This window comes from Streptomyces griseosporeus, assembly GCF_014656055.1.
GTDB lineage: Bacteria > Actinomycetota > Actinomycetes > Streptomycetales > Streptomycetaceae > Streptomyces > Streptomyces griseosporeus.
The window spans coordinates 67,506-80,922 of sequence record NZ_BNBR01000007.1; the positions used below are offsets into that span (position 1 = coordinate 67,506).

A 13,417-nucleotide genomic window follows, 5' to 3' on the forward strand; every position below is an offset into this window, starting at 1 on the left:
CAGGTTGGGAACGAGTGTTCGAGCTGGAGGTGTGGATGCCGGGCTTCACGCATCTGCACACCGTCTCCGGGTTCTCCCTGCGCTACGGCGCCTCGCACCCGGAGCGGCTGGCCGAGCGCGCCTCCGAGCGGGGGATGGACGCCCTCGCCCTCACCGACCGGGACTCCGTCGCGGGTGCCGTCCGGTTCGCCAAGGCCTGTGCCCGGGTGGGGGTGCGTCCGCTGTTCGGGGCCGAGCTGGCGGTGGCGGAAACCGAGGCGGTGCCGTCCGCGCGGCGGCGTGGTCCGGTGCGCGGGGGTGCCTTCGTCGACGAGTCGGCGCCTCGGGTCACCTTTCTCGCCCGGGACGGTGCCCGCGGGTGGGGCGCGCTGTGCAGGATCGTTTCTGCGGCGCATGCCGGAGACGCGCCCTCACCCCGGCTGACCTGGAAGGACAACCACGGGGACGGTCTGGTCGTCCTGCTCGGGACCGATTCCGAGGTCGGACGCGCGCTGGCCGCCGGCCGGCCCGACCGGGCCGCGAAGCTGCTCGCCCGCTGGCGTGAGGTGTACGGCGACGCCCTGCGTCTGGAGGCCGTCTGGCACGGGCGGGAGGGGACGGGGCCGGGGTCGCTGCGGCTCGCCGCCCGTACCGTCGGGTTCGCCGCCGAGCAGGGGGTGCGGCCGGTGCTCGGCAACGCCGTGCGGTACGCCGACCCGGGGGCGGGCCCGGTCGCCGACGTGCTGGACGCCGCCCGGCGGCTGGTGCCCATCGACCCGCGCCGGGAGCTGGACTCCGGCGAGGCCTGGCTGAAGGGCCCGGACGCCATGCTCGCGGTCGCCGAGCGGGTGGTGGAGGCCGCCGGGTTCCGCCGGGAGGCCGCCCTCCGGCTGCTGGAGCAGACGCAGGCCACGGCCGCCGAGTGCCTCGTCGACCCCGAGGACGACCTCGGCATGGGCACCGTCCACTTCCCCGAGCCGCACCTCGTCGGCGCCGGGCGGCGCACCGCCCAGCGGGCGCTGGCCTCGCGGGCGGCGGCGGGCATGGTGCTCAAGGGGTACGCCGGGCGGCGCGCGTACTGGGAGCGGATGCACCACGAGCTGGACATCATCGCCCACCACGGCTTCGCCTCCTACTTCCTGACGGTCGCCCAGGTCGTCGACGACGTGCGGGCGATGGGTGTCCGGGTGGCCGCCCGGGGGTCCGGCGCGGGATCGCTCGTCAACCATCTGCTGGGCATCGCGCACGCCGACCCGATCGAGCACCGGCTGCTGATGGAGCGCTTCCTGTCCAAGGAGCGGGTGGTGCTGCCGGACATCGACATCGACGTGGAGTCCGCGCGCCGGCTGGAGGTCTACCGCGCGATCTTCGACCGGTTCGGCGCCGAGCGGGTCGCCACCGTCGCCATGCCCGAGACCTACCGGGTGCGGCACGCGATCCGGGACGTGGGGGCCGCCCTGTCCATGGATCCCGCCGAGATCGACCGGATCGCCAAGTCCTTTCCGCACATCCGCGCGCGGGACGCCCGCGCGGCCCTCGACGAACTGCCCGAGCTGCGGCAGCTGGCGGCGGACCGGGAGAAGTACGGCAGGCTGTGGGAGCTGGTCGAGGCGCTCGACGCGCTCCCGCGGGGCGTCGCCATGCACCCGTGCGGGGTGCTGCTCTCCGACGCCTCCCTGCTGCGCCGTACGCCGGTGATGCCGACCAGCGGCGAGGGGTTCCCCATGGCGCAGTTCGACAAGGACGACGTGGAGGACCTCGGGCTGCTCAAGCTGGACGTGCTCGGCGTGCGGATGCAGTCGGCGATGGCGCACGCCGTCGCCGAGGTGGAGCGGGCGACCGGGGAGCGGATCGACCTCGACGCGGTGCCGGAGGGGGACCCGGCGACGTACGGGCTCATCCGGTCCACCGAGACGCTGGGGTGCTTCCAGATCGAGTCGCCGGGGCAGCGGGACCTGGTGGGGCGGCTGCAGCCGGCCGACTTCCACGACCTGGTCGTCGACATCTCCCTGTTCCGGCCCGGACCCGTCGCCGCCGACATGGTGCGGCCGTTCATCGAGGCACGGCACGGGCGGGCGCCGGTGCGCTACCCGCACCCCGACCTGGAAGGGCCGCTGAAGGAGACGTACGGCGTCGTCGTCTTCCACGAGCAGATCATCGACATCGTCGACATCATGACCGGGTGCGGACGGGGCGAGGCCGACCGGGTGCGGCGCGGGCTGTCCGACGCCGAGTCGCAGGCGCGGATCAGGATCTGGTTCGCGCAGCGGGCGGCGGCGAACGGATACGACGCGGAGACGATCCGGCGGACCTGGGAGATCGTCGAGGCCTTCGGGTCGTACGGCTTCTGCAAGGCGCACGCGGTCGCCTTCGCCGTACCGACCTACCAGTCGGCATGGCTGAAGGCCCATCACCCGGCCGCGTTCTACGCCGGGCTGCTCACGCACGACCCCGGGATGTACCCCAAGCGGCTGCTGCTGGCGGACGCGCGGCGGCGCGGGGTGCCGGTCCTGCCGCTGGACGTGAACAAGTCGGGCGTCGCCCACCGTATCGAACTGGTGTCCGAGAAGGGTGGGGTGTGGGGGCTGCGGCTCGCCCTCTCCGACGTGCACAACATCAGCGAGGCCGAGGCGGCGCGGATCGCGGACGGCCAGCCGTACGCCTCCCTGCTCGACTTCTGGGAGCGGGCGCGCCCCAGCAGGCCGCTGGCCGGGCGACTCGCCCAGGTCGGCGCCCTGGACGCCTTCGGCGCCAACCGGCGCGATCTGCAACTGCACCTCACCGAGCTGCACCGGGGCGCCCGCAGCGGCGGCGGTGGCCAGCTGCCGCTGGCCGGGGGCCGCAAGACCGCGCCCGCCGGGCTGCCCGACCTGTCGGCGGCCGAGCGGCTCAGCGCCGAGCTGGGCGTGCTGTCCATGGACGCCTCGCGCAACCTGATGGACGATCACCGGGAGTTCCTGCGCGAGCTGGGCGTGGTCTCCGCGCGCCGGCTGCGCGAGGCGCGGCACGGCGAGACGGTGCTGGTCGCGGGCGCCAAGGCGGCCACCCAGACGCCGCCGATCCGCTCCGGCAAGCGGGTCATCTTCTCCACGCTGGACGACGGCACGGGCCTGGTCGACCTCGCGTTCTTCGACGACTCGCACGACGCCTGCGCCCACACCGTCTTCCACTCCTGGCTGCTGCTGGTGCGCGGCGTGGTGCAGCGGCGCGGGCCGCGCAGCCTGAGCGTGGTGGGCTCCGCCGCGTGGAACCTCGCCGAGCTGCTGGAGGTCCGCCGGGAGGAGGGGCTGGACGGGGTCGCGGCCCGGCTCGCCCGGCCGCCCGCCGGGGACGACGGCGCCGCGCCGGCGGACGGCGACGGCCCGGCCCGGGCCCGGCTCGCCGGGGCCGACGGCCGCCCGGCGCCCGCGGGTTCCGCGGCCCGCGACCCGATGGAGGACCGGAGGATCCGCATGTCCACGGGGTACGAGATGCACCCCTGGGCGGATCTGCGCCCCGCGGGTGAAGGACCCGCGGTGGGAAGGAAGTTGTGGCACCAGAGTCCGGGGAGTGCGGGATGACCATCCTCTGCGTACGTTTCCAGCTGCCGCCGATGTACGAGGCGTCCCTGCCGGGGCTGCTCGGGCTGCTGGAGGAGTTCACCCCGGTCGTCGAGGCGCTGCCGCCCGACGCGGCGCTCGCCGATCTGCGGGGCGCCGAACGGTACTTCGGACGCAGCGCCGTCGAACTGGCCTCGGTGATCCGGGTCCGCGCCCTCGCCCACCACGGCGTCGACTGCGCGATCGGCGCCGGGCCGGGCCCGATGCTGGCCCGCGTCGCGCTGCGCTCCGCCCGGCCCGGGGTGACCTGCGTGGTACCCGAGGGCGGCGAGCGGGAGTTCCTCGCCGGCCGGCCCGTCGCCGTGCTCCCCGGCGTCGGCGCCGCCACCGCCCGCACCTTGGGCGAGTACGGCCTCGACACCCTCGGCCGGGTCGCCGCCGCGCCCCTGTCCACGCTCCAGCGGCTGGTCGGCGCGCGGACCGGGCGCGAACTGCACGAGAAGGCGAACGGCGTCGACCGCGGCCGGGTCGTGCCGAACGCCGTGTCCCGGTCGCTGGCGGCGGAACGGCCCTTCGACCGCGACGAACTGGACCCCGACCGGCACCGCCGGGCGCTGCTGTCGGCCGCCGAGGAGATCGGCGCCCGGCTGCGCGCGGTGGAGAAGGTCTGCCGCACCCTCACCCTCACCGTGCGCTACGCCGACCGGTCCTCCACCACCCGCACCCGCACCCTGGCGGAGCCGACCGCGCACTCGGCGGCGCTGGCGAAGGCGGCGTACGGCCTGTACGACGCGCTCGGCCTGCAGCGTGCCCGGGTGCGTGCCCTCGCCCTGCGCGCCGAGGGCCTCACCCCCGCCGAACAGGCCTCCCACCAGCTGACCTTCGACCCGGCGGACGAGAAGGCCCGCCGGATCGAGGAGGTCGCGGACCGCGCGCGGGCCAAGTTCGGGCCCCGGGCGGTGATGCCGGGAACGCTGGCCGCGTAACACCCCGGTTATCACTGGAAGTTTTTACTGACGCGTAACTTCACGCCTGCACTACTCGCCCGTAACTTGACAAGTGAACAGCATCCCGTGATCCGGATCACAGGGCGTCCCCACCGTCCCACTCCCTTGAGCCGCAAGGAGATCACCCGATGCTGCCCTGGAAACGCGTGCTCAGACCCCTGGCGGCCCTGCTGCTGACCGCCGCCGCCCTCGCCGCCCCCACCGTCGCGGCCCACGCGTCCGACGCCCCCACCAGCGGGTGGAACGACTACACCTGCAAGCCGTCCGCCACCCATCCCCGCCCCGTCGTCCTCGTCCACGGCACCCTCGGCAACTCCGTCGACAACTGGCTCGGCCTCGCCCCGTACCTGGAGCACCGCGGCTACTGCGTCTACTCCCTCGACTACGGCCAGCTCCCCGGCGTCCCGCTCTTCCACGCCCTCGGCCCCATCGACAAGTCGGCACAGCAGCTCTCCGTCTTCGTCGACCGGGTGCTCGACGCGACCGGCGCCGCCAAGGCCGACCTCGTCGGCCACTCCCAGGGCGGCATGATGCCCCGCTACTACCTGAAGTTCCTCGGCGGCGCGGACAAGGTGAACGCCCTCGTCGGCATCGCGCCCAGCAACCACGGCACCACCCTCAGCGGACTGACCCACCTGCTGCCGTACTTCCCTGGCGCGGAGGACCTGCTCAACGCCACCACCCCGGCCCTCGCCCAGCAGGTCGTCGGCTCGGACTTCCTCAACCGGCTCAACGAGGGCGGCGACACCGTCCCCGGCGTCCGCTACACCGTCCTCGCCACGCAGTACGACGAGGTGGTCACGCCGTACCGCAGCCAGTTCCTCAGCGGACCCGGCGTCAGGAACGTCGTGCTGCAGGACCTGTGCGCGCTCGACCTGTCCGAGCACGTCTTCGTCGGGCTGACCGACCGGATCGCCTTCCACGAGGTGGCCAACGCGCTCGACCCGGCGCACGCCACCCCGACCACCTGCGCCTCGGTGTTCAGCTGACCCCACCGGGGTCCGGCCGGCCTGAGCCGCCGGCGGGACCCCGGCACGTCTCACCGGCGGCTCGTCGCCGCCTTCCGGCGCACGGACGCGAACAGCGCCGCCGCGCCGAGCGCCAGCGCACCCGCCCCGCCCATCGCGAGATACGGCGTGCCGCCGTCCCCGCCGGTCTCGGCGAGGCTCACCCCGGCGGCCGCCGCCTTGGGGCTGTTGGGCTCCGCGGTCTCCCGCGCGGCGGCCGGGGCCGGGTCGGCGGTCGTCGTGGCGTCCTGGTCGCCGTGCCCGTGGTGCTCGATCGTCGACTTGCCGGCACCGGCCTCGATCTGCTCCTCCGACGGCGCGGAGGCGGCCGGCGCGGCCGGGGCCGCCGGGGCGGACGCGGGGGTGCCGCCCCCCGTGGCGGCACCCCCGCCGTAGGTGACGTCGGAACAGGAGTAGAACGCCTCCGGGCTGTCCGACCGCTGCCACACCGCGTACAGCAGCTGCCGGCCCGAACGCTCGGGCAGCGTGCCGGAGAAGGTGTAGAAGCCGCCCGCGGCGACCGGGTCGGTGGCCGTCGCCACCGGGTGCGCGAGGTCCAGGTCGTCCCAGCCCAGCGGCTGCGCCGGGTCGTAGCCCGGCTTGGTGATGTACACCGTGAACGTGCCCTTGTGCGGCGCCGTCACCCGGTACTTGAACGTGTACGACCCGCCGCTCACGCTCGTCGCCGGCCAGTCGGCGCGGGCCAGGTCGAGGCCCCGGAACTCGTCGTTGTTCGCGCTGCACAGCCGGCCGTCCGGGATCAGCTCCTGGTGGCGGCCGTTCGCGTCGCCGATGCGGATGCCGTTCCAGTCGTACAGCGCCTGGGTGCCGCCGGCCGCGACCGCCGCCCTGCAGGCGTCCGACTCCGGGCTCTCGGGGCCCTCCGCATAGCACTGCGCGACCCGGCTGACCGGGTCGCCCATCGAGCCGTGCGCGGCGGCGGGCGCCGCGGCCAGCGCGGTCAGGGCGAGCGGGGCGAGGCCGGCGGCCAGCGCGACGGCGGCCTTGCGGCGTGCGGGCATGGGGATGTCTCCTCGGAACCGGTGCGTGTCGGGTGCCGGAACCAAGAAACCGTGAAATCGCGTGCCGCAGGAGCCTCCTGGCGATCTTTAGGGTGCCCTTAAGGGAGTGCTCAGACTGCGATCAGGTAGTTAGCGTACGGACATGACGAACGAGCAGATCAGACCGGCCACGGCGGCCGACGTGCCGGCGGTGCGGGCCGTCACCGACGCCGCCTACCACCCGTACATCGCGCGCATCGGCGTGGTCCCGCAGCCCATGGAGGCCGACCACGCGGCGGACGTCGCCGCCGGACGGGTGTTCGTCACGGGAGAGCCGGTGACCGGTCTGGTCGTGGTCGAGGCCCGCGCCGACCACCTGTTCCTCGACAGCATCGCCGTCCACCCCGACGCCCACGGGCAGGGCGTGGGGCGGCGGCTGCTGCGGTTCGTCGACGCACACGCGCGTGCCCTCGCCCTGCCCGAGGTCAGGCTCTACACCAACGCGATGATGTGGGAGAACCAGGAGATCTACCCGAAGTACGGCTACGAGGTCGTCGAGCGGCGCGTCGACGGGCCGTACGACCGCATCCACTACCGCAAGCGGCTGCGCTGACGGCTCTCAGCCGTCCGGCCACCAGGTGCGGGCGATGTCCTTGCGGACCTCCGGACGCCCCGCGGGGCGCTCGTCGGCTTCCTCGCGGACCCTGCGGGCGTCCGTCTTCTTCAGGGGCTTCTGCACGGTCATCCGGCGCATGGCTGCCTCCTTCAGGGATCCACCGAGTTCCGCGTTCTCACGGAGGTAGACCCGTGGCGTGAGCCTTCCTCATCGGTGCGGCGCTGTCAGTGGCGGCTGTCACGATTCGATTGTCAGTGGCGGGTGTCACTCTTGGGCCCAGAACAAACCGATGTGACGGAGGGACTGCGGTGAGTGTCGACTGGGACGCGCAGGCCGAGGTGTTCGACGACGAGCCCGACCACGGGCTGCGCGACCCGCGGGTGCGGGCCGCCTGGGCGCGGCGGCTGGAGAGCTGGCTGCCGCACCGCGCCGGTGACGTGCTCGACCTGGGCTGCGGCACCGGCAGCCTGTCGCTGCTCGCGGCCGAGCGGGGACACCGGGTCACCGGCGTCGACCGCTCGCTGCCCATGCTGGAGCGGGCCCGCGCCAAGCTCGCCGGACGTGACGCCGTGTTCCTGCCCGGTGACGCGGCGGCCCCGCCGGTGGGGGAGCAGCGCTTCGACACCGTCCTCGTCCGGCATGTGCTGTGGGCGCTGCCCGATCCCGCCCGCGCCCTGCGGCACTGGCGGGACCTGCTGCGGCCGCACGGGCGGCTGGTGCTGGTCGAGGGCGTGTGGGGGACCCTCAGCCCGGTCGGCATACCCGCGGCCCGGCTCACCGCCCTGCTCGCGCCCCTCGCCCGGGACATCCGCGTGGAGGACCTGACGGACGACCCGCTGCTGTGGGGCAAGACGGTGGACGACGAGCGGTACGCGGTGGTGGCGACGGTCTGACCGGCCCCCGCCGGTCAGTCGAAAAGCCCCTCGAAACCGCCCTCGCGGGCCAGCCGTTCCAGCTCGTCCAGGGCGGCCACGGCGGCCGAGGCGGCCTCGGGGTCCCGCTCCGCCAGGCCGCTCGCGGCGAACTCGTCCTCGTCCAGCCGCCGTACGTCCCCGCCGTCGGCGGAACGCCACAGGTCCAGGTCGAGATCCTCCACGACGAGCTGCGCGCCGGTGCGCTCGGCGGGGCGGGTGATGTCGCAGTACCAGCCCTTGAGCGTGCCGTCGGCGGCACGGACCTCCTTCACCGCGTACCAGCGGTCACGCCAGTAGAACTCGGTGAACACATCGCCCGCCTCGAACCGCACGAAGCCGAAGTCGCGCGCCCCGGTGCCCGCCCAGGGCGCCCGCACCGCGATGCGGATGCCGTCGTCGGCGAGCAGCTCCGCCGGGTAACGGATCTTCGTACGGCCCGCCTTGACGAGGACGACGTCCACCGTCGGTGCCTGCCCGGCCTCAGCCGAGTTCACGGACATATCTGACCTCCGTCGCGCAGATCTCGTACCCGAACCACCGGTTGATCGCCAGCATCGGGCCGTTCCCGGTGTCGTTGCTCGTGAACGCCTCCCGGCAGCCGGCCGCACGGGCGCGGTGCAGCGAGGCGTTCTTGGCCAGCTTGGCCAGGCCCCGGCCGCGGTGGGCGCGGGCGGTGCCCGTCATCGCCGTCGCATAGCGGCCCTTGCCGTCGGCGTAGGCGACGCTGAAGGCGGCGGGGCGGCCGTCGACGACCGCGACCACCGTCAGCTCGTGGGCCTGCAGCGGATGCCGCCAGGTCTCCTCCAGCCAGGCCTCGTAGTCGGTGAACGCGTAGTCGATGTCGCTCGGCTCGTCCGACGCCGTCTCCGCGTCCAGCTCGAACAGCGGCCGCGGGTCGGCGGCGAAGTCGGCGGCGGTGCGCAGCTCGACACCCGGCGGCGGATCCTGCAGCGGCGGGAGCGTGCCGTCCGCCAGGTCCAGGCGCAGGGAGTGCGCGGAGCGGCCGGTGCGGTAGCCGCACCGCTCGGCGAAGGCGCGGTTGCCGGGCTCGTCCAGCACCCAGGAGTACACCTTGCGCGCCCCCACGGCGGCCAGGTGCTCCTCGCCCGTGCGGACCAGGAGCGCGCCGGCGCCGCGGTGGGTGCGGTCGGGGCGGACGTAGACGTTGAGGAAGGCCTGGCCGGGCTCCGGGCTCTCGTGGACCAGACCGACGTAGGCCGCGCCGATCACCTCGCCGTCCGCCTCCGCGACGAGCACCCGGAAGCGGGCGGCGGGATGGCTGCGGGTCACGACGTGCCGCACCGAGTCGGGGGTGGTCAGGATGAACGGCAGGGCCAGGTCACGCACCCGGGTGAAACCCTCGGCGTCGGCCCGGTCATCAGGGCGGAGGTCGCGCACGATCACGGTCATTGGCCGCACGGTACGGGGCTGCGGCGGCCCGGTGCCTCCCATTTTCCGGCCCGTGCGGGACAATCGCCTCTGTGAGCCTGAAGATCGACATCGATGAGGGCGCCTCGGCCGCGCCGCCGTTCGAGCAGGTGCGGGCGCAGATCTCCGAGCAGGCCCGCTCGGGCGCGCTGCCCGTGGGCTACCGGCTGCCCACCGTGCGCGGGCTGGCCGAGTCGCTGGGGCTGGCGGCCAACACCGTCGCCAAGGCCTACCGGGCGCTGGAGGCCGACGGCGTGATCGAGACGCGCGGACGCCACGGCACCTACGTGGCCGCCGCCGGATCGGCCGCGGAGCGGGAGCTGGCCGCGGCGGCGCAGGCGTACGCCGAGCGGGCCCGCCGGCTCGGCTTCCCGCAGGAGGCGGCCCTGGTCGCCGTACGGGACGCCCTGCGGGCGGCTCACGGGGAGGGCTGAGCGGGGTCCGGCGTCCGCAGGTCCGCGGTGGTACGGGTGACCGTCAGCCCCGCCCGGCGCGCCGCCCGCGCGAACGTGCCCGCGTCCGCCGGCGCCGCCGCGTTCGGGTCGTTGTTGAAGTAGGCGTACACGTCCTCGGCGTCCGTGAACGCCGTGGCGACGCGGTCCACCCATGTCTCCAGCGCCCGGCGGCCGTAGTGCGGCCAGGGCGTGGCACGCCCCTGGTGGAAGCGGACGTAGCCCCACCCGGCGGTGCGCCACAGCGGCGTCACCGGGCGGGACAGCACGTCCGCCCAGCACAGGGCCGCGCCCCGGGCCGTCAGCACCTCGCGCACCTCGGGGGTCCACCACGAGTCGTGCCGCGGCTCCACCGCGATGCGCACCCCGGACGGGAAGCAGGCCAGGCACGCGTCCAGCAGTCCCGGGTCCGCGCGCAGCGTCGGCGGCAGTTGCAGCAGCACCGGGCCCAGCCGGTCGCCGAGGCCCGCCGCGTGGCTCATCAGGCGGTGCACCGGCTCCTCGGGGTCCTTCAGCCGCTTGATGTGGCTGAGGTAGCGGCTCGCCTTGACCGCGACGACGAAGTCCCCCGGCACCCGCTCCCGCCACGCCTCGAAGGTCTCCCGGGACGGCAGCCGGTAGAAGGCGTTGTTGATCTCCACGGTGGCGAACCGGGCGGTGTACTCCTCCAGCCACCGGCGCACCGGCACGTCGGCCGGGTACAGGGCGCCCTTCCAGTCCTTGTACTGCCAGCCCGACGTGCCGACGAACAGGGTCATACCCCCATCAAAGCATCACAGGTACAGCCCCGCGTCCGCCCCGCCCCGCGGCTCCGGCAGCGCCGCCGGTGACGTGCCACGCCGCAGCGCGTACAGCTCCGCCAGCGTCGCCCCGTCCCGGCCGACGCCCTCCTCGGTGCCGAGCCAGCTCACCGCCTCCGCGCGGGTGAGCTTGCCGACCTCGATCCGGGCCAGACAGCGGCCCGGCCGGACCACGGCCGGGTGCAGCCGCTCCAGGTCCTCGTTGGTCGTCACCCCCACCAGGACGTTGCGGCCCTGGCCGAGCAGCCCGTCGGTCAGGTTCAGCAGCCGGGACAGCGCCTGCCCCGCGGTGTGCTTGGCCTCGCCGCGGATCAGCTCGTCGCAGTCCTCCAGGAGCAGCAGCCGCCAGCGGCCCTTGCCCGCCGCGTCCTCCTCGCCGATCGCGATGTCCATCAGATAGCCGACGTCGGAGAAGAGCCGCTCCGGGTCGAGCACGCAGTCCACCTGGCACCAGTCCCGCCAGGAACGGGCCAGGGTGCGCAGCGCGGACGTCTTGCCCGTGCCGGGCGGGCCGTGCAGCAGGAGCAGCCGGCCGGCGATGTCCTCCGGGGTGGTCTTCATCAGCCGGTCCATCGCCTCGGCCACCGGCGCGGTGTAGTTGGGCCGCACCTCCTCCCAGGTGCCCGCGGAGATCTGCCGGGTGGTGCGGTGCGGGCCGCGGCGCGGGGAGACGTACCAGAAGCCCATCGTCACGTTCTCCGGCTGCGGTTCGGGCTCGTCCGCCGCGCCGTCCGTGGCCTCGTCGAGGATCTGCTTCGCCAGTTCCGCCGTGGTCGCGGTGACCGTCACGTCGGCGCCGCGGTTCCACCGGGAGACCAGCAGCGTCCAGCCGTCGCCCTCGGCGAGCGTGGCGCTGCGGTCGTCGTCGCGGGCGACCCGCAGCACCCGCGCGCCGGACGGCAGCAGGGTGGCGGCGGAGCGGACACGGTCGATGTTCACCGCGTGCGAGTACGGCTGCTCGCCCGTCGCGAAGCGGCCGAGGAACAGCGCGTCGACGACGTCGGAGGGGGAGTCGGAGTCGTCGACGGTGAGCCGGATCGGCAGGGCGTCGTGCGGGTGCGCAGGCATGCCGCCATGATCGGGCACGCGGCGGGCGCGTGCACCCGGTTTCCCGCGCTGTGTGCCCCCGTGTCGGATCCCGCCCGCCCTGTTACAAGCCCGTGCATCTGCGACATCTGCCCCGGGCCCCCCGCCCGCCGTTACTGTTGCCCTCGATGGGACGTCATGGGTGGGACTCGGGGGCGTGGCGGTGGCGGTTCACCGCGCTGCTCGGCGTGGGTGTGGCCGTACTGGCCCTGGTGGTGACCCTGGTCAACACACTTCCCGGCGGCGGGAGCACCGCCGGCACCACACCGGACGGGGCCAAGGTGCACGGCACGCCCGCCCGGCCCGCCGAGCGGCCGAGGCCCGAGGTCGGCTGGGGCCTCACCCACACCCAGTTCAGCGCCGACGAGGGCACGGCCGAGGCCGTCCGGCGCGTCGAGGACATGCTCGGCGGCCGGCCGCTGCCGCAGAACCAGGCGATCATGGGCTGGGGCGCCGACAACCCCGAACCCGTCAAGGGCCGTTACGACTTCGCGGCGCTCGACCGCCGCATCGACTTCGTCCGCGCCTCCCACGGCACCCCCGTGATCACGCTGTGCTGCTCCCCGGACTGGATGAAGGGCGGCAGGGCCGGCGCCGACAACACCGACTGGACCCAGTCCGCGCTGGAGACCGCGCCACGGCCCGAGCACTACGCCGACTTCGCCGCGCTCGCCGCGACCGTCGCCCGGCGCTACCCGGACGTCCGGCACTTCGTCGTCTGGAACGAGTTCAAGGGCTTCTGGAACGACGCCCAGGGCCGCTGGGATTACGAGGGCTACACCCGGATGTACAACCTCGTCTACCGGGCCCTGAAGAAGGTGAACCCGGACATCCAGGTCGGCGGCCCCTATCTCGTCATGGACAGCCTCGACCCGCGCTCGGCCGACGCGTCCAGGACCTTCACCGGCCCCTGGGGCGCCATGGACCAGCGGGTGCTGGACGCCTTCACGTACTGGAACCGCAACAAGGCGGGCGCCGACTTCGTCGTCGTGGACGGCTCCAGCTACACCAACGACGACGAGCTGCTGCCCGACGAGTTCGCCGCCACCGACAAGTTCACCGCCGTCGGCAGGTGGGTGCGGCAGCAGACCGGCGGGCTGCCCCTGTGGTGGGCCGAGTACTACGTCGAGCCCGCCGACGCGAACGACGAACGCAAGGGCTGGTCGGAGGCGCGCCGGGTCGCCGTGCAGGCCGCCGGGATGATCGCCCTCGCCAAGGGCGGCGCCACGAGCGGCTTCTACTGGAACCCGGAGAAGGAGCAGGGCACCGCGTGCGCGGGCTGCCTGTGGACGCCCACCGACCGGGCCTCGGGCGGGCGCAGGCTCCCCATGTACGACCTGGTCTCCCGGTTCTCCGAGGCCTTCGCGCCGGGCACCCGGCAGCGGACAGTACCGGTCGCCCCCGACGACGTGCCCAACGTGCGCGTCCTCGCGAGCGACCGGACCGTCCTCGTGGTCAACACCCTCGGCCGCCCGATCAGCGCACAGGTCGACGGACAACGCTTCGACATGCAGGCCTACGAGGTGAAGTGGCTCACCCGGAGCGCCGGGTGAGCCCCCGCCCGTCCGGGTGAGCCCGTCCGTCCCGC

Annotated in this window: 13 protein-coding genes; 7 read left to right on the plus strand and 6 right to left on the minus strand. The window is 74.0% G+C overall.

Annotation, left to right across the window (positions count from 1 at the left end):
* The first annotated feature begins 35 nt into the window (after positions 1–35).
* The 3 genes from IE308_RS29485 to IE308_RS29495 all read left to right on the plus strand — a co-directional run bounded on the left by IE308_RS29485 (position 36) and on the right by IE308_RS29495 (position 5,514).
* On the plus strand, positions 36–3,539 hold the full coding sequence (locus tag IE308_RS29485; RefSeq protein ID WP_190220488.1) for a DNA polymerase III subunit alpha: 3,504 nt from the start codon (positions 36–38) through the stop codon (positions 3,537–3,539).
* Positions 3,536–4,504 carry a DNA polymerase Y family protein gene (locus IE308_RS29490; protein WP_190220264.1) on the plus strand — a complete coding sequence of 323 codons (969 nt, stop codon included), beginning with the start codon at positions 3,536–3,538 and terminating at the stop codon, positions 4,502–4,504. The genes IE308_RS29485 and IE308_RS29490 overlap by 4 nt, the downstream gene beginning before the upstream one ends.
* A 149-nt stretch (positions 4,505–4,653) precedes the next feature.
* Positions 4,654–5,514: an esterase/lipase family protein gene (locus IE308_RS29495; protein ID WP_190220265.1), complete on the plus strand. Its 861-nt coding sequence runs from the start codon at positions 4,654–4,656 to the stop codon at positions 5,512–5,514.
* Positions 5,515–5,564: 50 nt separating this feature from the next.
* Here IE308_RS29495 and IE308_RS29500 read toward each other — a convergent pair whose 3' ends face one another.
* A complete protein-coding gene (locus IE308_RS29500; protein ID WP_190220266.1) occupies positions 5,565–6,554 on the minus strand; it encodes a lytic polysaccharide monooxygenase auxiliary activity family 9 protein in 990 nt (329 codons plus the stop codon).
* A 142-nt stretch (positions 6,555–6,696) separates the two neighbouring features.
* Here IE308_RS29500 and IE308_RS29505 point away from each other — a divergent pair, with 142 nt between their 5' ends.
* Entirely contained in the window at positions 6,697–7,146 is a 450-nt protein-coding gene (locus tag IE308_RS29505) for a GNAT family N-acetyltransferase (RefSeq protein ID WP_110627150.1), read from the plus strand.
* 6 nt (positions 7,147–7,152) lie between these two features.
* Here the strand turns inward: IE308_RS29505 and IE308_RS37280 are convergent, their stop codons facing one another.
* On the minus strand, positions 7,153–7,287 hold the full coding sequence (locus tag IE308_RS37280) for a hypothetical protein (protein ID WP_110627149.1): 135 nt from the start codon (positions 7,285–7,287) through the stop codon (positions 7,153–7,155).
* 170 nt (positions 7,288–7,457) lie between these two features.
* Between IE308_RS37280 and IE308_RS29510 the strand changes: the two genes are divergently transcribed.
* A complete protein-coding gene (locus IE308_RS29510; RefSeq protein WP_229909241.1) occupies positions 7,458–8,042 on the plus strand; it encodes a class I SAM-dependent methyltransferase in 585 nt (194 codons plus the stop codon).
* A gap of 14 nt (positions 8,043–8,056) precedes the next feature.
* Here the strand turns inward: IE308_RS29510 and IE308_RS29515 are convergent, their stop codons facing one another.
* Positions 8,057–8,563, minus strand: a complete 507-nt coding sequence (locus tag IE308_RS29515) for a ribonuclease FAU-1 family protein (protein ID WP_190220268.1) — start codon at positions 8,561–8,563, stop codon at positions 8,057–8,059.
* Positions 8,544–9,473, minus strand: coding sequence for a GNAT family N-acetyltransferase (locus tag IE308_RS29520; protein ID WP_190220269.1), 930 nt, complete (start codon positions 9,471–9,473; stop codon positions 8,544–8,546). The genes IE308_RS29515 and IE308_RS29520 overlap by 20 nt, the downstream gene beginning before the upstream one ends.
* A 71-nt stretch (positions 9,474–9,544) precedes the next feature.
* On the opposite strand from IE308_RS29520, the gene IE308_RS29525 reads away from it, so the two are divergent.
* A complete protein-coding gene (locus IE308_RS29525; RefSeq protein ID WP_190220270.1) occupies positions 9,545–9,925 on the plus strand; it encodes a GntR family transcriptional regulator in 381 nt (126 codons plus the stop codon).
* Here IE308_RS29525 and IE308_RS29530 read toward each other — a convergent pair.
* Both IE308_RS29530 and IE308_RS29535 read right to left on the minus strand, forming a co-directional pair.
* Positions 9,910–10,701: a DUF72 domain-containing protein gene (locus IE308_RS29530; RefSeq protein WP_190220271.1), complete on the minus strand. Its 792-nt coding sequence runs from the start codon at positions 10,699–10,701 to the stop codon at positions 9,910–9,912. The genes IE308_RS29525 and IE308_RS29530 overlap by 16 nt on opposite strands.
* Positions 10,702–10,716: 15 nt before the next feature.
* The gene (locus tag IE308_RS29535; protein WP_190220272.1) at positions 10,717–11,811 is read right to left on the minus strand and encodes a DUF5925 domain-containing protein; all 1,095 of its coding nucleotides are present in this window, start codon (positions 11,809–11,811) and stop codon (positions 10,717–10,719) included.
* A 146-nt stretch (positions 11,812–11,957) separates the two neighbouring features.
* On the opposite strand from IE308_RS29535, the gene IE308_RS29540 reads away from it, so the two are divergent.
* A complete protein-coding gene (locus IE308_RS29540) occupies positions 11,958–13,382 on the plus strand; it encodes a GH39 family glycosyl hydrolase (protein ID WP_190220273.1) in 1,425 nt (474 codons plus the stop codon).
* Positions 13,383–13,417 lie beyond the last annotated feature (35 nt).